The organism is Mesorhizobium sp. P2_A8 (genome assembly GCF_056404935.1).
In genome coordinates, this window is sequence record NZ_JBFUDB010000001.1 from 310903 (window position 1) to 332554 (window position 21652).

Sequence of the window (21652 nt, forward strand, 5' to 3'; positions counted from 1 at the left end):
AGGCCCAGATGACTGGACATTGGCGGCTCGCCACTTTTACCGTCGGCGGCACGGTGCGTTTTGGCGCGATCACCAGTAAGGGCGTGGTCGACCTGTCGGCCCGCCATGGCCAGTGGCCGACGCTGCGCGAGGTGATCGAGGCCGGCGCCTTGCTGCGGCTGGCGGAAGAGGCTGACGCCTACGCCGCCGATTTCCCGCTCGACGCCATCGCCTACGACATCCCGATCCCGTCACCGGAAAAGATCATCTGCGTCGGCGTTAATTATCCGGACCGCAACGAGGAGTACAAGGACGGCCAGGCGGCGCCTTCGAACCCGTCGCTGTTCATCCGCTTTCCGCGCTCCTTCGTCGGCCATGGCGCGCCGCTGGTGCGGCCGCCGGACTCTTCGCAGCTCGACTATGAGGGCGAGATCGTCATCGTCATCGGCAAGGCCGGCCGGCGCATTGCCGAGGCCGACGCGCTCGGTCACATCGCGGCGCTGTCGCTGTGTAACGAGGGCACCCTCCGCGACTGGGTGCGGCATGCCAAGTTCAACGTCACGCAAGGCAAGAATTTCGACCGCAGCGGCTCGATCGGCCCGTGGCTGGTGCCTTTCACGGATGAGGCGCAGATTGCCGACATCGCGCTGACCACCCGCGTCAATGGCGAGTTGCGCCAGCAGGACCGCACCAGCCGGATGATCTTCTCGTTCCGCAAGATCATCGCCTATATCTCGACCTTCACCACGCTGGTGCCCGGCGACGTCATCGTCACCGGTACACCGACAGGTGCCGGCGCCCGCTTCGAGCCGCCGATCTGGCTGAAGCCGGGCGATGTGATCGAAGTGGAGGCCGAAGGCATCGGCGTGCTAAAAAATGGCGTCGTCGACGAGGCGGCCCAATGACCCCTCTGCAAGTGGAAGACGCCGCGGCGCGGCTGTTCGAGGCCGAGCGTTCGCGCCGCCAGATCCGCCTGCTCAGCCTCGATTTTCCCGAGGCAACGATGGAGGACGCCTATCGCGTCCAGGCGGCGCTGGTGCGGCGCAAGGTCGATGCCGGGCTGAAGCCGAAGGGCTGGAAGATCGGGCTGACCTCCAAGGCCATGCAATATGCGCTCGCCATCGACACGCCCGATTCGGGCGTGCTGTTCGACGACATGTTCTTCAGTGATGGAGCGACGGTTCCCCCCGGCCGCTTTATCCAGCCGCGTGTCGAGGCCGAGATCGCCTTTGTCATGAAGACACCGTTGAAGGGCCCCGGCGTGACCATCTCCGACGTGCTCGACGCCACTGACTACATCACGCCGGCGCTCGAAATCCTCGACACGCGCATCGAGCGCGTCAATGCGGAGACGAAGAAGTCGCGCACCTTCTTCGACACGATTTCCGACAATGCCGCCAATGCCGGCATCGTCATCGGCGGAAGGCCGCAGCGGCCGCAGGAGACCGACATGCGCTGGATCGGCGCCATCGTCTCGCGCAATGCCGAGGTCGAGGAGACCGGGCTTGGCGCCGGCGTGCTCAACCATCCGGCGATGGGCATTGCCTGGCTGGCCGACAGGCTCGCCCGCTACGGCCTGTCGATCGCGGCTGGAGAGGTGGTCCTGTCGGGGTCCTTCGTTCGACCCGTCGAGGCGCGGCCCGGCGACACTATCGTCGCCGATTTCGGCAGTTCGGGAACCGTCAGCATTCACTTTGCCTGACGGGCGGCCAACCCCGATCAGCCGCCATGCAGATAGGCAATCACCACATCGGCGGCGATGCTCGACATGCGCATGCCGACATCCCTGGTGATGTCGCCTTCGACACGGCTCTGCACCCATCCGAGGAAGGCGAAGGCGCGCAACGCTGAAAACAGCGGCAGTGCGGCGATGTCCCGCGGGGTCAGATCCCGCTCTAGCCGATATCCGTCGAGCAGGGCGGTCTCGATCAGTGGATAGATCGCCTCCTCGCGGTTCTGGTAGAGGGCGACGGCAAGGTCATACATGTGCCATCCATAGCCGCAATCGTCGAAGTCGATGATGCGGATCGCGCCCTCATGGACGAGCACATTCTCGCGCACCAGGTCGGCATGGATGATGCCAAAATTGCGGGCGCTGCGTTCATGATCCGACAGCGCCTGCACGGCCTTTTCGCGCGCCTGGAAAACCAGCTCCCGACGGGGGCCGTCGAGGAAGGGAGAGGTCTCGAAGCGGCCCCAGTTCGGGTTCGGGCCGAAGAAACCGTCGAAATCCCAGGCATGGCGGGCGAAGCCGGCGGGTGGTGTCCAGACGGCAGAGACATTGTGCATGTGGGCGATGGTTCGGCCGATCGCCGTGAAGACCTGTCTTGCCTGCTCGGGCGTGAAATCCAGCGGCACGCCTCGTGCGCCGACAGCGCGGCCTTCCAGCCAGGAGAGACAATCGACCTGACGCGGCGGCGTTAGAGAGCCTGTGCTGACCGGTACGAACAAGTCGCCGCTCAGCGCCGGGATGGGAGATGGCGTGGCGACGCCGGCAGATTGCAGGAAGCCCATCCATTGCAGCTCCGAGAGCAACGCCTCGTCCGAGTGATAGCCAAGCCGATGAATGCGCATGGCCGCCGGTCGCCCATCGGGTAGGCGGACACGAAACACCGCATTCTCGCGGTACTTCAGCAGCTCCGGCTCACCGTAACGAACCCCCCAATGTTCGAGCGCACGCCGGGCAAGCTCTGTGACATCCGCTTCCGTTTCTGGCTCTGACTTCGTGGAAACAGCGTTCACGCCGGTACTCCGCCAACTTCGCCAAGCACCTCGTCGAGCGTGCCGATCAGAAAGGCGGCATTGTCGCGCGAGAACGGCATCGGCGGGCGGATCTTCAGCACATTGCCGTGGATGCCGGTCTTGCCCATAAGCACGCCGCGATGGCGCATCCGGTTGGCGACTTGCTCGGCAATGTCTGGCGCTGGTTCGCGCGTCTCGCGGTCGTGAACCAGCTCGGCACCAAAGAACAGCCCGGCGCCCCTGACCTCGCCGATGCATTCATGGCGGTCGGCAAGCGGGCGCAGCAGGCCCAGTGCATAGGCGCCGACATCGCGCGCGTTGGCGACGAGGTTCTCCTGCTCCAATACATCGAGAACGGCATTCGCCACCACAGACGAAACCGGGTTGCCGCCAAACGTGTTGAAGTAGCGGAAAGCATTGCGGAAGGTCGCCAGGATCTCCCTGGTGGTGACCACGGCGGCGACCGGATGGCCGTTGCCCATCGGCTTGCCCATGGTGACGATGTCGGGAACGAAGCCGGCGCGCTGATGGCCCCAGAAATGGCTGCCGGTGCGGCCGAATCCCGGCTGCACCTCGTCGGCGATGACCAGGCCGCCGGCCTCGCGCACGGCATGCACCGCGTCTTCGAAGAATCCGGATGGCAGCGCCGGGAAGCCTTCGTTGGCGAGCAGCGGACACAGGATCATGCCGGACAGGCCGATGCCGTCCTGCTGCAGCGAGGCGATGGCTTGAAGCACCGCGTCGCCAAAAGCCTTGCCGTTGGCCATCGCATCCGGATGGCGATAGCTGTCGGGCGCCGGCACCAGCCTGACATGGCGGGCACGGCCGCCGACCGGCGGCATGCGCGTGCTGAGCTGCGAAACGGCGGAAGTGTTGCCGTGATAGGTGGCGTCGGTGGCGATGATGCCCATGCGGCCGGTCGCCGCCTGCGCCATGCGCAGCGCGATGTCGTTGGCCTCGCTGCCGGTGCAGGTCAGGATGGCGGTGGACAGGCTGGCATCGAAGGTCGCGGTCAGCCGTTCGACATAGTCGAGGATGGCCGTGTGCAAATAACGCGTGTGGGTGTTGAGCAGGCTTGCCTGCCGGCACAGGGCCTCGACCACATGCGGGTGGCAATGGCCGACATGGGCGACATTGTTGTAGGCATCGAGATATTTGCGGCCGTCGGCGTCATGGAGCCAGACGCCTTCGCCGCGCACCAGATGCACGGGCTCGTCATAGAACAATTGCGATTTTGCGCCGAGCAGGCGGGAACGCCGGCTAACCAGCGCATCCTCGGCCAGTTTTTCCTGCGAATAAGCCATTTCTTACCGAACTCCGTTGTGTCCGCTAATCCGTCAGAACTTCGACAGGCCAGCATCCAGCGCTTCGCCGATCTTCGCGACGTCGGCGGCGCTGATGATGAGCGGCGGCGACAGGATGATGTTGTTGCCGGAGACGCGCAGCATGACGCCGGCTTCATAAGCCGCCTCCGAAACCACGGCCATGGTTTTCTTGTCGGCAGGCTTCTTGGTGGTTCGATCCGAGACCAGTTCGAGCGCCGCCATCAGGCCCTTGTACCTGACATCGCCGACGATGGCGTGCCTTGCCTTCAGCCCTTCCAGCACGGCTGCCAGCTCGATGCCCCGCGCGGCCGCGTTCTCGTCCAGGCGAAGCCGCTTTGTCTCGGCAAGGGCCGCCAGCCCCGCGGCGCAGCCGACCGGGTGGCCGGAATAGGTATAGCCATGGCCGATCGAGCCGAAGCTGGTCTTATCGGTTTCAAAGACATCGGCCACCTTGGCGCCGATCAACGTGGCGCCGAGCGGGAAATAGCCCGAGGTGATCGCCTTGGCGATGGTCATGAAATCCGGCTTCACGCCCGACAGCCGCGAGCCCGACCATGCGCCCGAGCGGCCGAAGCCTGTCACCACCTCATCGGCGATCAGCAGGATTTCGTGGCGGTCGCAGATTTCACGCACCAGCGGCATGAAGCTTTCATGCGGGACGATGACGCCGCCGGCACCCAGGACCGGCTCCATGATGAAAGCGGCGATCGTGTCGCCGCCCTGGAAGGCGATTTCGTCCTCCAGCGCCTTGGCGCACAGTTTCGCCAGGCGTTCCGGGTCGGCCTCGTCGAAAGGGTTGCGGAAGGTCCACGGCGCCGGGATGTGGAAGACACCGGGCAGCAGCGGCTCGTAGTTGCGGCGGAAATTGGCGTTGCCGTTGACCGACGCGCCGCCGAAATGCGTGCCATGATAGCCCTTCTTCAGGGCGAGAAACTTGGTGCGGTCGCCCTGGCCACGGATCTTCCAGTATTGCCGGGCCAGCCGCAGCGCGGTTTCGACCGAATCCGAGCCGCCCGAGGTGAAAAACGTCCGCACCATGCCTTCCGGTTCGAACCATTCACTGAGCTCGTAGGCGAGCTCGATCGACGGTCCGGTCGAGGTGCCGCGAAAGCCGGAATAGTAGGGCAGCGCGCCGAGCTGGTCGGCGATCGCCTTCTTGATCGGGTCGCAGCTGTAGCCGAGATTGACGTTCCACAGGCCGCCGACCGCGTCGAGCACGCTGTTGCCGTCGATGTCGGTGACGGTGACACCCTCACCCTTCATGATAATCTTCGGCGGATTGGCCCGCATCTCGGCTGGATGCGCCATCGGATGCCAGATCGGCTTGGCGTTTGTCTCGGTGAGGAAATTGATGTCGCGCATGACAGGCTCCGCAAATGGTCTCAGACGGCCGGGACGAGGTTGAAATGGCCGAGGGCCTCGGCATAGGAAAGTGCTGGCCGCGCAACGTCGAAATGAACGGTGCGCATGCCTACGGCACGACCGCCATCGACATTGCGTTGCTGGTCGTCGACGAAGACGCAAGACTCGGCAGGCAGGCTAAGCGCCTCGGTGACGAAGGCATAGGCGCGGGGATCGGGCTTGAGGATGCCGGTATAGGTGGCGTCTATGATGAAGTCGAACAGGCCGAGCAGCGGCAGCCGCCGGCGGAAGTCGGCGCCATAGAACAGGTCGAGCTCGTTGGACAGGATTGCGAGCCGAAAACCCGCCGCATGGACGGCGCGGATGGCACTGTCGGCCTCGGGCCGCACCACTTTCTCCGGTTCGGCGCCGCGCGCACGCTGGACGAAGGTTTCCATCGCCTGCCAATCCTCGCCGACGAGCCGGCCGACTTCACCGGTGCGGGTGCGCCAGTAGTCGCGCTCGCTAATCTCGTCGGCCTGCATCGAGCGCCACAGCGGATCGCTGTCCGGATCGAACGGCCCGCGCCATTGCAACGTTCCCTCGATGAGGCCGAGCGCCTGTTCGGTCAGCGCATGTGTCTCGAACAGCGTCCGAGTGACGACACCGCCGAAATCAAGAACCAGCGCCTGGGCCAAAGGAGTGCTCACGCGGCGACTCCCTTAACTGGTGTGCCGCGCGGGACAATGCCCTCCTCGACCCAGCGGTCAAAAATCTCGAGCGCCTTGCCGACGAAGTCGTCGCTGTTGATGTGGGCGTCGATCTCATGGAACTCGACGCCTGCGGGAATGGTCTTGCGCATTTCGTCGACGAAGGCGGCAAGGGCTTCGGGCTCATACAGCGGCTCGCCCTGCATGTCCCATTCCTGGATGCCGCCGGAGGGCAGGATGAAGGCTGAGCGCCCCTTCGCCGCGCCGAGCTTGGCGGCGATGGTTCTGGCGACCTGGCGACGATCGTCGGCGTCGACTGTGACCGAGCCGATCAGCCGGTTGTGGGCATGGAACGGGCGCTCGGAGAACTTAGCCGGCAAATCCTGCCAGGTCGGCAGGTCGACCATGTCGACCGCCCCGGGCGCGGCGATCTGCGGAATTCCACGGGCGCCGGCATTTTCCAGGCGGTCCGCGCCGGAACTGACGACGGAGCCGGCGAGATGGTTGGTGATTTCCTGCAGGCTGAAGTCGAACACCGCGCAGAAGTGCCCTTGTCCGGCAATCGATTCGAAGGCGCGGCCGCCCATGCCGGTGGTGTGGAAGACGGCGACGTCATAGCCGCGCCGCTCCAACGCAGGCTTCAGCGTCTTCATGTAGCGCAGGCAGCTGCTGCCCAGCGACGTCATGCCGATGGTCGGTCCGATGGCGGGTGCTGACGTGCGCGACGCCAGCACGATCTTCGCCGCGCCGACGACCGCGCCGCAGGCTTGCGACAGGACCAGCTTGCAGATGCTGTTGAGGCCATAGAGCCCCCCTGCCCAGAGGATCATCATCAGGTCGGGCGCGACGCGTTCGGGCGGGATGAGATGCGAATAGGCGATGGTCGAGACGACGAATTTCGGCACGCCGAGCGGCAGGCAAAGCGCGACATCGAGCGCCAGGTCGGTTCCCATCGAGCCGCCGATGGCGATGAAGGCGTCGATCTGGCCGCGTTGATGAAGCTGACGCGCCAGTTGCACGGCGCCGCCGGCCATCAGTGTCATGGCGGTGTTTTCATCACCGCTCGAGACGATCTCGGCGATCGTCACTTCCACGGCCCGGGCGACGGCGTGCTTGTCGTGATCCGGGCTGTAGGGCGGGTCGCCCAGCACGCTGACATCCATCATCACCGCGCTGCCGCCCGAGGCCTCGATGCATTGCTTCATGAACTGAAGCTCATCAGCCTTGGTGTCACCCGTGCCGATCACCAGGATGCGGGGCGCCGTTGCCGCCTCTGCAGACATCATGCCTGCCTCCTCAGGTTTTGCAGGTTTTCGCCATTGAGGCGCATCGAAATCTCCCGTGCCGCGGCCATCACCGCAAGTCCCCGTTCCGCGATCGCCGCCGCCGTCGTCCTGGCCTTTGGCGCCGCCACCGCGATCGTGCCGAGCGCAAAGCCGTCCGCAGCGCGGATCGCCGCCGCGACGCTGATCACGCCCTCCTCGAAACCCTGATCGCAGATCGAATAGCCGCGGTCACGCGTCTCGCCGATGGAGCGGGAAATAGCGGCCGGCTCGATGAGCGTATGCGCCGTGAAGGCATCGAGCGAGCCCGTCAGGCATGCCTTGACGGTCTCGTCGCGGGCGAAGGCCAGGTAGGCGATGCCCGATGCGGTGGAGTGCAAGGGCAAAAGCTGGCCGATATCGACATTGACCCGATTTGCCCAGGCCGGATGTTCGACATGGACGGTAACCAGCGTGTCGACGCCGAATTCCGAGAGGTGCACGGTCTCTGCGGTCGAGGCCGCGAGATCCCGCACCAGGGGAACCGCCGTCTGCAGGAAGGGAAAGCGCGCCTCGCGGATGCGCGCCAGCCGCGACAGACCGGCGCCGAGGCGATAGTGCCGGGTGGCGGCATCCTGCTCGACGAAGCCGTGGCCGGTCAGCGCCAACAGCAGCCGTCGTGTCGTCGCCTTGTCGAAGCCCGACCGGCGCGCCAGGTCGGACAGTCCGAGCGCGGGCTCGTCGACGGTGAACAGCTCCAGAAGTGAAATCGCCTTGCCGACCGTACCCAACCCTGCCTCCGGATAATCATTTAACGTGTGAATTAACTTGACAGGCATCGGCTTTGTTTGCAAGTCTATATTCAAAATAAGGGTTCAAATAATGAACCGACATCCAGAGCGCATGGGACAGGCCGATCGGCCGGCGAGCCTGAGGGTTCGCATACAGGAGGGACCAATGTCAGCAGTTTCGGAGCAGGCGCCAGCCAACAGGCTGCGCAAGAACAGTCTCGGCGTCGGCGCCATCACCTTCATGGTGATTTCAGCGGCGGCTCCCCTTACCGCGGTCGCCGGCGGCACGCCGCTCGGCATGCTGATGGGCAATGGCGCCGGCTTCGCCGGCACCTATCTCATCGTGACCATCCTGCTGCTTTTGTTCGCCGTCGGCTATGTGACGATGTCGCGCCATGTCGGCAATGCCGGCGCCTTCTATGCCTATGCGGCGCGCGGGCTCGGCGGCCTGGCCGGCGGCGCCACGGCCCTGATCGCCATCCTGTCCTACAACGCCATGCAGATCGGCGTCATGGGCCTGCTCGGTGCGGCCACATCAGGGCTGTTCGCCGGCTGGGGCATCAACCTGCCCTGGTGGGTGTGGAGTTTCATCGCCATCGCGCTGGTCGCCGTGCTCGGTTACCGGCAGGTCGACCTGTCGGCCAAGATCCTGACGGTGCTGGTGCTGTGCGAATATCTGGTGGTGCTGGTCCTCGACGTCGCCATCCTCAAGACCGGTGGCGATAGCGGCCTGTCGATGGCGCCGTTCAGCTGGAGCCAGATCACATCAGGCGCGCCGGCCATCGCCATCCTGTTCTGCTTTGCCGCCTTCATCGGTTTCGAGGCGACGACCATCTATGCCGAGGAAGCCCGCGACCCCGAGGTCACGGTTCCGCGCGCCACCTATTTCTCCGTGCTGCTGATCGGTGTCTTCTACATGGTCACGGCATGGCTGATGGCGGTCGGCGCCGGTGTCGACAAGCTGCTGCCGGCGCTGCAGGGGCTGCAGGATCCAACGACCTTCCTGTTCGGCCTGTCTGATCGTTATGCCGGAACGATGCTGTCGCAGGCGATGAGCATCCTGTTCGTGTCGAGCCTGTTTGCCGGCGTGCTGGCGTTCCACAACGCGGTTGCCCGCTACATCTATGTCTCTGGTCGCGAGAAGCTTTTGCCGCAAACGATCGGTGTGACGCATTCGGTGCACCAGAGCCCGCATGTCGCCTCGGTCATCCAGAGCGTGCTCGCTGCAATCGTCGTCGGGCTGTTCGCCGTGCTCGGCCTCGATCCGGTGCTGGCACTGTTTTCGTGGCTGACCAATGTCGCGACGCTCGGCGTCATCGTCATGATGGCGGTGGCGTCGCTCGCCGTGGTGATGTTCTTCCGGGCCAATCCGGCTGCGCAGGAGAATGCGTTGAAGACCTCCATCCTGCCCGGACTGACCTTCATCGCCTTCGTCGTCATCATCTATCTGATCGTCATCAATTTCGGTGGCCTGTCGGGCGCCAGCGGCTTCCTCGGCGTATTCCTGCCGGGGCTCGTGCTGATTGCGGCGGTTGTCGGCCTGCTGCTGGCGAGCGCGCTGAAGAGCCGCGATCCGGTCGCCTTCGAAAACCTCGGCCAGCCATTGAAAGATTGAGCAAAGCAGAAAGGGCGGTCATGCCGCCCCCTCACGCAAAGGGAGTGGCGGCCTTGAGCTTTGCCGAAAACATCACCGTCGAGGCGCTGGAGGCCGATCCCTATCCTATCTATGCCGAGCTCCGGCGCAGCGCCCCTGTCGCCTTTGTGCCGGCGGTCAATCTGTGGTTCGTCACCCGCTGGAAGGATGTCGAGAGCGTGGCGAAATCGCCCGACATCTTTTCCGCCGTCGTCGGCTCATCGCCCGTCGAGCGCTCGTTCGGCAAGCCGACGATCCTGACCACCGACGGCGAGACGCACAAGCAATTGCGCGGAGGTGTCGACCCGAAGTACCGGCCGCGCACCGTCGCCGCCTATGCCGGCGATCTCGTGCGGTCGATCGCCAAACCTTTTCTCGACCAGATCGCCGAACGCGGCTCGGCCGAGCTGATGGCCGACTATTTCGAGCCGGTGTCGACGCTCAGCCTGGCGCGCTCGCTCGGCCTTGCCGACTTCGACATGCCGACGCTGCGCCGCTGGTTTTACGGCCTTGCCCAAGGTGCCATCAATTTCGAGAACGATCCCAAGCGGCAGGAGATCGCCGATGCGATCAGCGCTGAGGTCGGCGCCGCCATCCTGCCGACGTTGGAGCGGCTTGCGCGTGAGCCCGATGACTCCGCGCTGTCGCACATGCTGCATGACGGCATGCCGGAAGGCACAACGCGACCGATCGACTTCCTGATGCCAAGCATCAAGGTCATCCTGCTCGGCGGCATGCAGGAGCCCGGACATGGCGCCGGCTCGATCCTCGCCGGCCTGCTTTCGCATCCCGCACAATTGCGGCAGGTCCTCGACGACCTGGAAATCTTCGTGCCGAAGGCCGTCGACGAGGGTCTGCGCTGGGTCGCGCCGATCGGTACGCAGACGCGGCAGACGACGCGGGCGGTCGAGCTTGGCGGCGTGACGATCCCGGCCGCCGCCGCGGTCGCGGCACTTGTCTCCTCGGCCAGCCGCGACGAGAGCCGCTTTGCCGACCCCGACCGTTTCGATATCAACCGCGACGAAGGCAACCATGCCGCCTTCGGCTTTGGCCATCATTTCTGTTCGGGCCGGTTTTTCGCGCGCGAGCAGATGTGCCTTGCGGTAAGGCTGCTGCTGCTGCGCTTCCCCGATCTCCGCCTGGTGCCGGGCAAGGAGCCGGTGTTTCGCGGCTGGGAATTCCGGGCGCCAACCACATTGCATGTTAGTTTCGGAGCCAATCCCAAATGATCAGCCAGAATGCCATCGACACGCTGCGCAAGACGGAAATCGGCGCGCGGGGCCTGTTCATCGATGGCGAACAAACCGAAGGGACAAGCGGCGCGACGCTGCCGGTGATATCGCCGATCGACGGTCGCCCCTTCGCCAGCATCGCCGACGGCAATGCCGCCGACATCGACCGTGCCGTCCGGTCGGCGCGCAAGGCCTTCGAGAACGGTTCGTGGTCGCGCTCGGCACCCGCCTTTCGCAAGAAAGTGCTGACAAAACTCGCCGAGCTGGTCGAAAAGCATGCCGACGAGCTGGCGGTGCTTGGCGTGCGCGACAATGGCACCGAGATCGGCATGGCCTACAAGGCGGAACCGCTCTCGGCGGCTGGTACCATCCGCTACTATGCCGAGGCGATCGACAAGATCTATGGCGAGATCGCGCCGACGGCCGACAATGTGCTCGGGCTGATTCACAAAGAGCCGCTCGGCGTCGTCGGTGTCATCGTGCCGTGGAATTTTCCGCTGATGATCGGCGCCTGGAAGATCGCGCCCGCGCTGGCCGCCGGCAATTGCGTGGTGGTCAAGCCGCCTGAGATCGCCTCGCTCACCCTGCTGCGGCTGGCCGAGCTGGCCAGCGAGGCTGGACTTCCCGCCGGTGTGCTCAATGTCGTCACCGGGCGCGGTGCGGTAACCGGTGAAGCGCTCGGCGTGCATATGGATGTCGACGCCATCGCCTTCACCGGCTCGGGGCCGGTCGGCCGCCGGCTGCTCGAATACTCCGCGCGTTCCAATCTGAAGCGCGTCTTTCTCGAACTCGGCGGCAAGTCGCCCAACATCGTCTTTGCCGATGCCTCGGACCTGAAACAAGCGGCGGTCGTCTCGGCCAATGGCATCTTTCGCAATTCCGGCCAGGTCTGCGTTGCCGGCTCGCGCCTTCTTGTTCAATCGTCGGTCTATAACCGCTTCATGGACGAGCTTCTCTCGGCAACCACACGGCTGAAGGTTGGCGATCCGCTCGATCTCTCGAGCGACGTCGGCGCGGTGTCGAGCGCCGAACAGCTGAGCAAGAATCTCGACTTCGTCGCCCGAGCCGAGGCTGAGGGCGCCCGTCTCGTCACCGGTGGCGAACGCATTCTTACTGAGACCGGCGGCAGCTACATGGCGCCGACGATATTCGAGAATGTGACGCAAGAGATGCAGCTTGCCCGCGAGGAGGTGTTCGGGCCGGTGCTCGGCGTCATGCGTTTCGAGACCGAGGACGAAGCGGTGCGCCTTGCCAATTCGACCGTCTACGGCCTTGCCTCAGCGGTGTGGACCGCCAACCTTTCCACCGCCCACCGCATGGTGCGCGCCATCAATGCCGGCGTCGTCCACGTCAACACCTATGGCGGCGCCGACATCACCGTGCCGCTCGGTGGCGTCAAGCAGTCCGGCTTCGGCCGCGACAAGTCGCTGCACGCGATGGACAAATATCTCGATCTGAAGACGGCATGGATCGCGCTTTGAGATCTGCGTCAGCGCTGGTCTCCCTCCGAATCTGACATTCCCGCCAAGGCGTACCGGATCGCAGCGCAGCCCGCTGCGGTCGTCCGGCGACGTCTTGTGCTCACTCTCCTGAAAACTTTGAGAGAATATTCCCGGCTTTGACGAGAACGGCGAAACGCGTTCTTTGATAAAGTCGATAGAATTTCTGACGATGTGATCAAGGCTCGGCAATCCACCTGGCTGCATGACTTCACAACCGCAGAGATCAATCATGACTGACTTCAGAAACACTTTTCCATCTTCCCTTTGGTCACCCCTCAACCGGCGCAGCGGCCTTGCTCTGCTGTTCGCATCGGCCGTCGCCATCGGCAGCCTGATGGCGCCCCATGCGTCGTTCGCCGAGGACAAGAAGGCGATCAAGGTCGGCATCATCAGCGGCGAGGACGAGGACGTGTGGCGGGTCGTCGTCGCGCAGGCGGCCGAAAAGGGCCTCGCCATCGAGACCGTGGTGTTCAACGACTACACCCAGCCCAACGAGGCGCTGGAGCGCGGCGAAATCGACGCCAATGCCTTCCAGCACCAGCCCTATCTCGACAATCAGATCAAGACGCAGGGCTACCATATCGTTCGCGTCGGCTACACCGGCGTCTGGCCGATCGGCCTCTACTCGAAGAAGTACAAAGAGGTCGCCGACCTGCCCGAGGGCGCGGTGATCGGCGTGCCGAACGATCCATCCAATGAAGGCCGGGCGCTGCGCGTGCTGCAGAACGAGGGCGTGATCAAGCTGAAGGAGGGCACCGGCATTCTCGCCACCACCGCCGACATCGCCGAAAATGCCAAGAAGGTGGTGATCAAGGAACTCGACGCCGGCATCGTCGGCCGCTCGGTGGAGGATCTCGACGCGGCGGTAGTCAACACCGACTGGGCGCTGAAAAGTGGCCTGACGCCGGAAAATCGAATCGCGCAGGAGCCCATCGCCGACAACCCATACCGCAACTTCATCGCGGTGAAGGCCGGCAATGAGAACGAGGGCTGGGTCAAGACGTTGGTCGCGTCCTATCAGAACGAGGCGGTGAAGGCCGAGTTCGACAAGGTCTACAAGGGCACCGGCCTCAGCGCCTACTAGGGGATAATGTGCCTGCTTTGACTGGGAAGGCGGTCCGCGCAACGCGCGGGCCGCAATCGTATTTTTGGGATATGCGCATGAACCAGCATTTTGCCGCAACAGCCGAAACCACGGACCAGGCCGCCGCAACACCGCAGGACGTTGTGCGCCTTGTCGACCTGAAGCGCCGCTTTGGCACCACGCCGGCACTCGATGGCATCTCGCTGACGGTGCGCAAGGGCGAGATCCTCGGCATCATCGGCCGCAGCGGCGCCGGCAAATCGACTCTGATCCGCTGCCTGAACGGGCTGGAACGGCCCGATTCCGGCGAGGTGTTCATCGAGGGTCGCGAGATCAGCCGGCTCCGCGAGCGCGATCTGCAGCCGCTGCGAAGGCGCATCGGCATGATCTTCCAGCATTTCAACCTGCTGTCGGCCAAGACGGTCGAGGACAATGTGGCGCTGCCGCTGAAGATCGAGGGGCGGCCTAAGGCCGAGCGGCTGCAACGGGCCGCCGAACTGCTTGACCTCGTCGGCCTGTCGAAGAAGGCCAAGGCCTATCCGGCGTCACTGTCAGGCGGCCAGAAGCAGCGCGTCGGCATCGCCAGGGCGCTTGCGGCGCGGCCGGCGCTGCTGCTGTCGGACGAAGCCACCTCGGCGCTCGATCCGGAGACGACGCGGTCGATCCTTGCCTTGCTGAAAGACATCAACCGGCAGCTTGGCCTGACCATCCTGCTGATCACCCATGAGATGGAGGTAATCCGTTCGATTGCCGATGGTGTGGCGGTGATCGATGCCGGGCGCATCGTCGAGGAAGGGCCGGTCTGGTCGGTGTTTGCCGACCCGCGCTCGGACATCACAAGAAGCCTGCTCGGCGCCATCCGGCCGCAATTGCCGGCAGAACTCGCAGCCCGGCTGGTGCCGTCAGCCGGCACGGAAACAATCCTGCGCGTCGACGTGGCCGGCGAAGCGGCGCGCGGTCCGCTGCTGTCCGACCTTGCCGTTGCTGTTCCGGGCTCGTTCCGCCTCGTCCATGGCGGCATCGACCATATCCAGCAGCAGCCTGTCGGTACGCTGTTCCTGGCCGTGCCGGGCAGCGACGCAGGACATCTCGCGCACGTAATCACATTCTTGAAGGCCCGCCAGGCGCGGGTGGAGGTGCTCGGCCATGTCGCCAATCCTGTTTGAGCTTTTGCTGCGTTCGATCTGGGAAACCGTGCTGATGACGGCCGCGTCCGGCCTGATCTCGCTGGTCTTCGGCCTGCCGCTGGGGCTGGCGCTGATCGTCACCGAACGCGGCGGCATTGCCGAAAGCCTGTGGTTGAACCGCGCGCTCGGCGCCGTCATCAACGGCTTCCGCTCGGTGCCCTTCATCATCCTTCTGGTGGCACTGATCCCGGTGACACGCCTGATCGTCGGCACCTCGATCGGCACCTGGGCGGCGATCGTGCCGCTGTCGATCGCCGCCACGCCCTATTATGCGCGCATCGCCGAAGTGTCCCTGCGCGAGGTCGACCGCGGCTTGATCGAAGCGGCGCGCGCCATGGGCGGCAACCGCTGGACGATCATCCGCGAGGTGCTGGTGCCCGAAGCGCTGCCCGGCATCGTCGCCGGCTTCACGGTAACGCTGGTGACGCTGATCGGAGCCTCGGCCATGGCCGGCGCCATCGGTGCCGGCGGGCTCGGCGACCTCGCTATCCGCTACGGCTATCAGCGCTTCGAAACGTCAGTCATGATCGCCGTGGTCATCGTGCTGATCATCCTGGTCTGCGGCATCCAGTGGGCGGGCGACCGGCTGGTGGCGAGGCTGGATCGGCGGTCCTAAGGACTGGCCGCCGATTGGGGACGTTGCCTTCCATACGAGCCTCTAGCTGTGCTTTCTGAACCAAAAAGCCCGCAGATCATGACTTGGACGAGGTCTGCGTCGCGAGGTTGGGACGAAGAAGTTCAGTAGTTGCCGACGTCGTCGTCAGGTTGACGTCCTGGACTATTCGCACCAAGGCCAGTAGCCACCCCGTAAGCCTTCCAGGTCGCAGAGGCATATGCCGCTGCTATGCTGTACAAAAATCGGCCAAGGTGGACCTTACGCCACTTCGGCAGTTCGTTCGCGAGCGTTTCACCTGCCTTTCCCAAAACCTCTGTGACGATGGACATTGGAGTTTCCTCTCGGATGTTGTTAGTTGCGAGAGGCAACATCGAATGCGGGGCGTGAGATGCCTGTGAAAAGCTCGTGAATATCGCGAAAAAAGCAGAAATTCAGAGTACATCGCGATGAGCCCGGCCCGGCTCGATCTCCTGGGTGGTTTTCACCTGACGTCGCCGCAGGGGAAACCCTTGGAGATGCCCGCCAAGAAGAATAGAGCACTCCTGGGCATTCTCTCCGTAGCGCCGAACCAGGAGGTGACGCGTCACAAGCTGGCTGCTCTTCTGTGGAGCGATCGAGGTGAGGAGCAGGCGAGAAACAGCCTGCGCCAGGCCCTGGCTGCTATCCGCAAAGACTTTGCCGGGTTGGGAGCCGATGCCTTGGTCCTGGTCGGAGATCGCGTCGCGCTCAATCCGAAATTGTTCACCGTCGACGTAACTGAATTCGTCGCTGCATCCGCGAGCCGCGATACAGCCGATCTTCGGCGGGCAGCCACCCTCTATGCCGGACCTTTTCTTGATGGGTTGAGCACGTCCGACAACGCTTTCGAGGATTGGCTGCGCGAAGTCCGTGCCGACCTGTCCTCGCGCGCAATCGATGTGTTCCAAGTTTTGGCTGAATCGGTGAGCGGTGCCGAGCGCGTTGCTATTTCCGAACGGCTGGTTGCTCTTGATCCGCTGCGGGAGCCGTCGCATGCCGCACTGATGCGGGCGCATATCGCCTCGGGTCAGGCTGCGCTCGCCATCAAGCAGTATGAGGCGTGCAAGCTGTTGCTGAAGCGCGAGCTGAACCTGGAGCCAGGTGACGAGCTTCGGCTATTGCGCAGGAGCATGGACGAGACGCCCAGACCGCAGACCGGTGGCGCATCAAGCCGCGGGCCAGTCGTTGCAGTTCTTGCATTCGAGAATATGAGCAGCGACCCCAGCCAGGAATATTTCAGCGACGGGGTCACCGAGGACATCATCACCGAACTGGGGCGATTCGGTGAACTTCATCTCATAGCCCGCAATTCCTCCTTTGTGTTCAAGGGAAAGATTGTCGATGCCGTCACCATCGCGAAGCAGTTGTCCGTCGACTACCTGCTTCGGGGTAGCATTCGCCGTGCCGGCGACAGGGTGAGGATCTCATCGCAACTCATAGAGGCCAGATCCGGCAATCAAATCTGGGCCGATCGATTCGATCGGGAGCTGACAGATATTTTTGAGCTCCAGGAGGAGATCGCAAGAAGTGTCGCTATCACCGTCGTCGGCACAATCCGAACTTCGGGTGTGGAGAAGATCCGGCGCCTTCCGATCACCCAGCTCGATGCCTACGATCTGTATCTTCAGGCTCGCGTTCGGATGGTTCGCTATGACACTACGCTGGAAGCAGAGCCCTATCTTGCCAGGGCGATTGAGCTCGACCCGAATGTCGCTACCATCCATGCAATGATGGCGACTGTACTCACAAGCAAATGGCTGCTTGAGGGGGACGGGAATACGCTCAAGATCGCTCTTGCCCATGCTCGCCGCGCTCTAAAGCTTGGGCCGAAAGAGGCATGGAGCCATATTGCGGCGGGTCACACGCTGATCTTCATGGGACAGTTAGAGGAGGCGCTGCTGCATCTTGAGCAGGGTGTGAACCTTAACCCGAACGAAACCCGGGCAAGGGCGATACGGGGCTTGTGCTGGAGCTATCTCGGTCGGCATGAAGAAGCTTTGTCCGATCTGGACGTCTGTATCGCCCGTGATCCCCTAAATTACGATTGGTTCTGGGATCTACGCGGACAAGTTCTTCTGATTCTCGGACGGTATCCTGAGGCGATAGCCTCCTACCGGAATCTCAATTCCTATGCATTTGGGCCTATGCGTTTCTAGCGGTCTGTCATTTGAGAATGGGTGACGAGCAACTCGCCGCTCACGCAGCTAGACAGTGTCTGGCGGCAAGGCCCGGTGTGACTGTAAGCACCATCTTGATCGATCCGTATCGCAACCCAAAAATCCTGGAGGATCTTCGGAGAGACCTGCTCGCTGTCGGCATACCCGATGGATGAATGTCGGCTTTCCGCGACGATACCCGTTCATTCCCTTAACCCAAAAGGAAAGCCCAAAAGCGATTTCCGGAACAAGCCGCGCTAGCCCCTCAGCCTCACCCCCTCGGGGTCGAAGAACGGGATCGGCGCCACGACCGCGCGGGTCGGCTTGCCGTCGATGTCGATGCTGAGTTCGGTGCCGACAGCCGTGAACGGCAGCCGCAAATGCGCGGTTGCCAGCACCTTGCCCAGCGAATAGCCGTGGTCGCTGTAGGTGACGACGCCGGCATCCTCGCCATCAGCCAGAACCCTGGCGTCGGTCGCGGCCGGCCTGTCGCCGTCGAGGATGAGCCCACCCCATTGCTCGTCGAGACCGTTGTCGCGGAGCTTGAGCAGCGCTTCGCGGCCGACGAAATCGCCCTTGTCGAACTTGATCCAGCGGTCGAGGCCGACATGGAACGGCGTGCGGGTCTCGTCCATGTCGATGCCATGCGCCGGATAGGCCTTTTCCAGCCCCAGCGTGAACATCGCCAGCACGCCATAGGGTTTCAGGCCAAAGTCGCGGCCGGTTGTCATCAGCGCGTTCCAGAGCGAAGCCGCCTCGTCGGCCGGCACGAACAGTTCGAAGCCGAGCTCGCCCGTCACGCCGGTGCGCGAGATCAGTATCTTCGTCTCACCAATGCGCCCTGAGGCGAACGACCAGCGCTTGAGCCCGTCCAGATCGGCATCCGCGACAAGCGCCTTCAATAAGTCGCGCGAGCGCGGCCCCTGGATGGTCGGGAAGGCGATGGCCGCGGTGATGTCGATGACATAGGCCTTGCGGCCCTGCGCATGATGCAAAAGCCACGGCAGCATCTTCAGGCGGTTGACCGAGCCGGTCACCAGCATGAAATGCTCCGGCGCCAGCCGGAACACGGTGAGGTCGTCCATGATGCCGCCATCGTCGCGGCAGACGGTGGAATAGCGGACCTGGCCCGGCTTCATCGCCGCTGCGTCATTGACGATGACATGGTTGACCAGCGCCTCGGCGTCCGGCCCCTTGATGTCCATCTTGCCCATGGTGCTGAGATCCTGGACGCCGACATTCCTGCGCGTGTTCAGGTGCTCGTCGGCAATGCCGGAATAGGTCTTGGCCGAGATGAAATCGCCACCGACCCGACCCATGGTCGCGCCCAGTCCGACGATGCTGCTGTAGAAGGGGGAGCGCCGCTCAGCCAACGAAGTCTCCATCATTCATGGAAATCGGCTGCGCCGGGCGGCGCCGCCGAAGTGCACTGGTGCAGGGATCAGCTGCCGTAGACGTCGAACGAGAAATACTTGTCGTTGATTTCCTTGTATTTTCCGTTGGCACGCAGTGCGTCTATTGCCGCATTGAACTTGTCGGCCAGCTCCTTGTCGCCCTTCTGCAGCGCGATGCCGACGCCGGGTCCGTGAATGGCCGGATCGGCGGTCAAGGTGCCAAGCAGCTTGCAGCAGGCGCCGTCGGGTTTCTTCAGCCATTCGGTCAGGATGATCGAGCCATCCATCATCGCGTCGAGGCGGCCATTGGCCATGTCGGTGCGGGCGTCATCACCGGTCGGGTAAGCCTTGACGGTCGAGCCCGAGTATTTCTGCTCGGCGAATTTCTGGTGGATGGTCGCGGTCTGGACGCCGAGCGCCTTGCCTTTCAGGTCGTCCGGGGCGGTGCCGGCGATGGTCGAATCCTTCGGCACCGCGATGGCCGGCGGCGTCTGGTAGTATTTGTGGGTGAACTCGACCTTCTCGGCCCGCTCCGGGGTGATGGTGATGTTGATGATCGCATCGAACTTGCCGGCCTGCAGCGCCGGTATCGAGCCGTCGAAATCCTGCACGGTGAACTCGCACTCGGCCTTCATCTCGGCGCACAGCGCCTTGCCGAGGTCGATGTCGAAGCCGCCAAGCGTGCCGTCGGCATTGGCGTAGTTGAAGGGCGGATAGGCGCCCTCAGTGCCGATCCTGAGCTTCTTGTCCTGGGCGGAAGCGGCACCCGTGGCGAGAACCAGGGCGACCGAGGCGGCAAGCACGAAACGACCGAAAAGACGCATGTCCGAGATCTCCGTTGACCGGAGAAGTCTACGGTCTTTCATACCCGCGGCGGAGACGGAAACGACATGTCATGCGCCGATCACGGCGCGGCCGGCGATCCAAGCCGCCGGCAGTATCAGCCGGCGCGCTGCTTGTCCGTCGCCTCCCGGTCAACGGCGAGCTCGCCTGCCGACAAGACAACGCCGAATTTTTCGCCGGCTTCCTCCGACGTGTAATACCCCAGCGCCACGTCGCGCAGCACCAGCTCGGCATCCCGCTCACGCGGATCACCATAACCGCCACCGCCCGGCGTGCCGACGCGCACACGGTCGCCGGCCTTCAGGGCGATGTCCTGCTCCTTGGAGAGATGCGGCGGCACGTGTTCCTCGCCGCCGCGGAAGACCGTCACCGTGTTGACCGCGCCGTCCTTGCCGCCGAGCGCGCCTTGCGGGCCGAAACGTCCGTGGTCCATGACGAAGGAGGCGCGGGCGTCGCCGCGCAGGATCTCGACCTCATAGGCGAGGCCAAAACCACCGCGATGCTTGCCGGCGCCGCCCGAACCCTCGCGCAAGGCATAGTGGCGGTAGAGCACCGGGAAGGCCTGCTCCATGATCTCGACCGGCGGCGATTTGGAGATACCGATGGTCGAGCAGCCATTGGTCAGGCCGTCATGGCCGGCATTGCCGCCATAACCTCCACCGGAGATCTGGTACATGACGTAATCGCGGCCGCGCGCTGGGTCGTTGCCGCCGAGCGCGAAATTGCCACTGGAGCCGGCGGGGGCCGCCGTCACTTTGTCGGGCAGCGCCTGCACCATGGCCGCGAACACCGCCTCGGCGATGCGCTGGGACACTTCGGCGGCGCAGCCGGAGACGGGGCGCGGATATTTGGCGTCGAGGAAAGTGCCTTCCGGCCGCTTGACGATGAGTGGCTCGAAGGCGCCGGCGCTGATCGGCACGTCCGGGAAAATATGGCGCATGGCGAGGTAAACCGAGGACAGCGTCGTCGCCAGCACGCTGTTCATCGGCCCGGCGCACGGCTTTGACGAGCCGGCGAAATCGAAGGTCAGCGTGTCGCCCTGTTTCTCGACCGCAAGCGCGATGGTCAGCGGCTCGTTGACCACCCCGTCGGAATCGACAAATGCCTTGGAATGGTAGGTGCCTTCGGGGATGGCGGATATGTTGGCGCGCATCTGCTCGGCGGCGCGCCGACGCAGTTCGGCAATCGCCTCGACAACTGTTTCATCTCCGTAACGATCCAGGATTCCGTTAAGCCGGTCCTGGCCGATCAGCAATGCGGCGGCCTGGGCGCGGATGTCGCCGATGCGCTGGTCGGCAACGCGGATGTTGGAGCAGATGATGGCGTAGATCTCGGGATCGAGCACGCCCTTCTTGAACAGTTTGACCGGTGGCAACCGCAGGCCTTCCTGCTCGACCGCCGTCGCCGACGCCGAGAAGCCGCCCGGCACCGAGCCGCCAATGTCAGGCCAGTGGCCGGTGTTGGACAGCCAGCAGAAAATCGTGCCGTCCCTGTAGACCGGCATGGCGAAGCGCACATCCATCAGATGCGTGCCGCCGAGATAGGGGTCGTTGACGATGTAGATGTCGCCGGGCTCGGGCGGCAGGCAGCGGCCGTCGGCGATCATCTCGATCACCGTCCTGGTCGAATACTGCATCACGCCGACGAACACCGGCAGGCCCTGCGAGCCTTGCGCTATCAGCGAGCCATCGACCGCCGAATAGATGCCGTCGGAACGGTCGTTGGCTTCAGCGATAACCGGCGAGAAGGCGGCACGGGAAAACGTCAGGTCCATCTCGTCGCAGACCTGCTGCAGAGCGGCCTGGAGAACCGAAAGCGTGATGGCGTCGAGCTTCAT

The 21652-nt window shown here is 63.8% G+C and carries 19 protein-coding genes; 9 read left to right on the forward strand and 10 right to left on the reverse strand.

The annotated features are described in order from the left end of the window. The first annotated feature begins 8 nt into the window (after positions 1-8). Together AC1D10_RS01530 and hpaH are read left to right on the forward strand one after the other, a co-directional pair. The gene (locus AC1D10_RS01530; RefSeq protein ID WP_477268493.1) at positions 9-884 is read left to right on the forward strand and encodes a fumarylacetoacetate hydrolase family protein; all 876 of its coding nucleotides are present in this window, start codon (positions 9-11) and stop codon (positions 882-884) included. After that, entirely contained in the window at positions 881-1681 is an 801-nt protein-coding gene (hpaH, locus tag AC1D10_RS01535) for a 2-oxo-hept-4-ene-1,7-dioate hydratase (protein ID WP_477268495.1), read from the forward strand. Before AC1D10_RS01530 ends, hpaH begins: the two co-directional genes overlap by 4 nt. Before the next feature lie 17 nt (positions 1682-1698). On the opposite strand, the gene AC1D10_RS01540 is transcribed toward hpaH, so the two are convergent. Genes AC1D10_RS01540 through AC1D10_RS01565 form a run of 6 tightly spaced genes read right to left on the reverse strand, consistent with a single transcriptional unit; the run spans position 1699 to position 8150 of the window. Next, a complete protein-coding gene (locus tag AC1D10_RS01540) occupies positions 1699-2721 on the reverse strand; it encodes a phosphotransferase enzyme family protein (RefSeq protein WP_477268497.1) in 1023 nt (340 codons plus the stop codon). Continuing rightward, positions 2718-4025 (reverse strand): aminotransferase class III-fold pyridoxal phosphate-dependent enzyme, encoded by a 1308-nt coding sequence (locus AC1D10_RS01545; RefSeq protein ID WP_477268499.1) that lies wholly within the window; start codon positions 4023-4025, stop codon positions 2718-2720. Before AC1D10_RS01545 ends, AC1D10_RS01540 begins: the two co-directional genes overlap by 4 nt. 33 nt (positions 4026-4058) lie before the next feature. Then, positions 4059-5408: an aminotransferase class III-fold pyridoxal phosphate-dependent enzyme gene (locus AC1D10_RS01550; RefSeq protein WP_477268501.1), complete on the reverse strand. Its 1350-nt coding sequence runs from the start codon at positions 5406-5408 to the stop codon at positions 4059-4061. 20 nt (positions 5409-5428) lie between these two features. Then, the gene (locus AC1D10_RS01555; protein WP_477269800.1) at positions 5429-6085 is read right to left on the reverse strand and encodes an HAD family hydrolase; all 657 of its coding nucleotides are present in this window, start codon (positions 6083-6085) and stop codon (positions 5429-5431) included. 8 nt (positions 6086-6093) lie between these two features. Then, positions 6094-7383 carry a Tm-1-like ATP-binding domain-containing protein gene (locus AC1D10_RS01560; protein ID WP_477268502.1) on the reverse strand — a complete coding sequence of 430 codons (1290 nt, stop codon included), beginning with the start codon at positions 7381-7383 and terminating at the stop codon, positions 6094-6096. Continuing rightward, positions 7380-8150 carry an IclR family transcriptional regulator gene (locus AC1D10_RS01565; RefSeq protein WP_477268503.1) on the reverse strand — a complete coding sequence of 257 codons (771 nt, stop codon included), beginning with the start codon at positions 8148-8150 and terminating at the stop codon, positions 7380-7382. Before AC1D10_RS01565 ends, AC1D10_RS01560 begins: the two co-directional genes overlap by 4 nt. A gap of 166 nt (positions 8151-8316) precedes the next feature. Here AC1D10_RS01565 and AC1D10_RS01570 point away from each other — a divergent pair, with 166 nt between their 5' ends. The 6 genes from AC1D10_RS01570 (at position 8317) to AC1D10_RS01595 (ending at position 15404) form a co-directional block, all read left to right on the forward strand. Next, positions 8317-9765 (forward strand): APC family permease, encoded by a 1449-nt coding sequence (locus AC1D10_RS01570; protein ID WP_477268504.1) that lies wholly within the window; start codon positions 8317-8319, stop codon positions 9763-9765. Between the two features lie 44 nt (positions 9766-9809). After that, positions 9810-11012 (forward strand): cytochrome P450, encoded by a 1203-nt coding sequence (locus AC1D10_RS01575; RefSeq protein WP_477269802.1) that lies wholly within the window; start codon positions 9810-9812, stop codon positions 11010-11012. Beyond that, the gene (locus tag AC1D10_RS01580; RefSeq protein ID WP_477268506.1) at positions 11009-12496 is read left to right on the forward strand and encodes an aldehyde dehydrogenase; all 1488 of its coding nucleotides are present in this window, start codon (positions 11009-11011) and stop codon (positions 12494-12496) included. The genes AC1D10_RS01575 and AC1D10_RS01580 overlap by 4 nt, the downstream gene beginning before the upstream one ends. 250 nt (positions 12497-12746) lie before the next feature. Continuing rightward, positions 12747-13601 carry a MetQ/NlpA family lipoprotein gene (locus AC1D10_RS01585; RefSeq protein ID WP_477268508.1) on the forward strand — a complete coding sequence of 285 codons (855 nt, stop codon included), beginning with the start codon at positions 12747-12749 and terminating at the stop codon, positions 13599-13601. 77 nt (positions 13602-13678) lie between these two features. Beyond that, a complete protein-coding gene (locus AC1D10_RS01590) occupies positions 13679-14767 on the forward strand; it encodes a methionine ABC transporter ATP-binding protein (protein WP_477268510.1) in 1089 nt (362 codons plus the stop codon). Continuing rightward, on the forward strand, positions 14748-15404 hold the full coding sequence (locus tag AC1D10_RS01595) for a methionine ABC transporter permease (protein ID WP_477268512.1): 657 nt from the start codon (positions 14748-14750) through the stop codon (positions 15402-15404). The genes AC1D10_RS01590 and AC1D10_RS01595 overlap by 20 nt, the downstream gene beginning before the upstream one ends. 122 nt (positions 15405-15526) lie before the next feature. On the opposite strand, the gene AC1D10_RS01600 is transcribed toward AC1D10_RS01595, so the two are convergent. Further along, positions 15527-15733 carry a hypothetical protein gene (locus tag AC1D10_RS01600; protein WP_477268514.1) on the reverse strand — a complete coding sequence of 69 codons (207 nt, stop codon included), beginning with the start codon at positions 15731-15733 and terminating at the stop codon, positions 15527-15529. Positions 15734-15850: 117 nt separating this feature from the next. Here AC1D10_RS01600 and AC1D10_RS01605 point away from each other — a divergent pair, with 117 nt between their 5' ends. Continuing rightward, positions 15851-17578 carry a BTAD domain-containing putative transcriptional regulator gene (locus AC1D10_RS01605; RefSeq protein ID WP_477268516.1) on the forward strand — a complete coding sequence of 576 codons (1728 nt, stop codon included), beginning with the start codon at positions 15851-15853 and terminating at the stop codon, positions 17576-17578. Between the two features lie 257 nt (positions 17579-17835). On the opposite strand, the gene AC1D10_RS01610 is transcribed toward AC1D10_RS01605, so the two are convergent. From AC1D10_RS01610 to AC1D10_RS01620, 3 genes are all read right to left on the reverse strand, one after another. Then, the gene (locus AC1D10_RS01610; protein WP_477268518.1) at positions 17836-18951 is read right to left on the reverse strand and encodes an aminomethyl transferase family protein; all 1116 of its coding nucleotides are present in this window, start codon (positions 18949-18951) and stop codon (positions 17836-17838) included. Positions 18952-19019: 68 nt separating this feature from the next. Continuing rightward, positions 19020-19796 (reverse strand): ABC transporter substrate-binding protein, encoded by a 777-nt coding sequence (locus AC1D10_RS01615; RefSeq protein WP_477268520.1) that lies wholly within the window; start codon positions 19794-19796, stop codon positions 19020-19022. Between the two features lie 116 nt (positions 19797-19912). Then, on the reverse strand, positions 19913-21652 hold the full coding sequence (locus AC1D10_RS01620; RefSeq protein ID WP_477268522.1) for a hydantoinase B/oxoprolinase family protein: 1740 nt from the start codon (positions 21650-21652) through the stop codon (positions 19913-19915).

Bases quoted from the DNA above. Each gene is read 5' to 3' on its own strand.
- AC1D10_RS01530 (WP_477268493.1), top strand. From the start codon at position 9: ATGACTGGACATTGGCGGCTCGCCACTTTTACCGTCGGCGGCACGGTG.
- hpaH (WP_477268495.1), top strand. From the start codon at position 881: ATGACCCCTCTGCAAGTGGAAGACGCCGCGGCGCGGCTGTTCGAGGCC.
- AC1D10_RS01545 (WP_477268499.1), bottom strand. From the start codon at position 4,025: ATGGCTTATTCGCAGGAAAAACTGGCCGAGGATGCGCTGGTTAGCCGG.
- AC1D10_RS01550 (WP_477268501.1), bottom strand. From the start codon at position 5,408: ATGCGCGACATCAATTTCCTCACCGAGACAAACGCCAAGCCGATCTGG.
- AC1D10_RS01560 (WP_477268502.1), bottom strand. From the start codon at position 7,383: ATGATGTCTGCAGAGGCGGCAACGGCGCCCCGCATCCTGGTGATCGGC.
- AC1D10_RS01570 (WP_477268504.1), top strand. From the start codon at position 8,317: ATGTCAGCAGTTTCGGAGCAGGCGCCAGCCAACAGGCTGCGCAAGAAC.
- AC1D10_RS01580 (WP_477268506.1), top strand. From the start codon at position 11,009: ATGATCAGCCAGAATGCCATCGACACGCTGCGCAAGACGGAAATCGGC.
- AC1D10_RS01585 (WP_477268508.1), top strand. From the start codon at position 12,747: ATGACTGACTTCAGAAACACTTTTCCATCTTCCCTTTGGTCACCCCTC.
- AC1D10_RS01590 (WP_477268510.1), top strand. From the start codon at position 13,679: ATGAACCAGCATTTTGCCGCAACAGCCGAAACCACGGACCAGGCCGCC.
- AC1D10_RS01595 (WP_477268512.1), top strand. From the start codon at position 14,748: ATGTCGCCAATCCTGTTTGAGCTTTTGCTGCGTTCGATCTGGGAAACC.
- AC1D10_RS01600 (WP_477268514.1), bottom strand. From the start codon at position 15,733: ATGTCCATCGTCACAGAGGTTTTGGGAAAGGCAGGTGAAACGCTCGCG.
- AC1D10_RS01605 (WP_477268516.1), top strand. From the start codon at position 15,851: ATGAGCCCGGCCCGGCTCGATCTCCTGGGTGGTTTTCACCTGACGTCG.
- AC1D10_RS01615 (WP_477268520.1), bottom strand. From the start codon at position 19,796: ATGCGTCTTTTCGGTCGTTTCGTGCTTGCCGCCTCGGTCGCCCTGGTT.
- AC1D10_RS01620 (WP_477268522.1), bottom strand. From the start codon at position 21,652: ATGAAGCTCGACGCCATCACGCTTTCGGTTCTCCAGGCCGCTCTGCAG.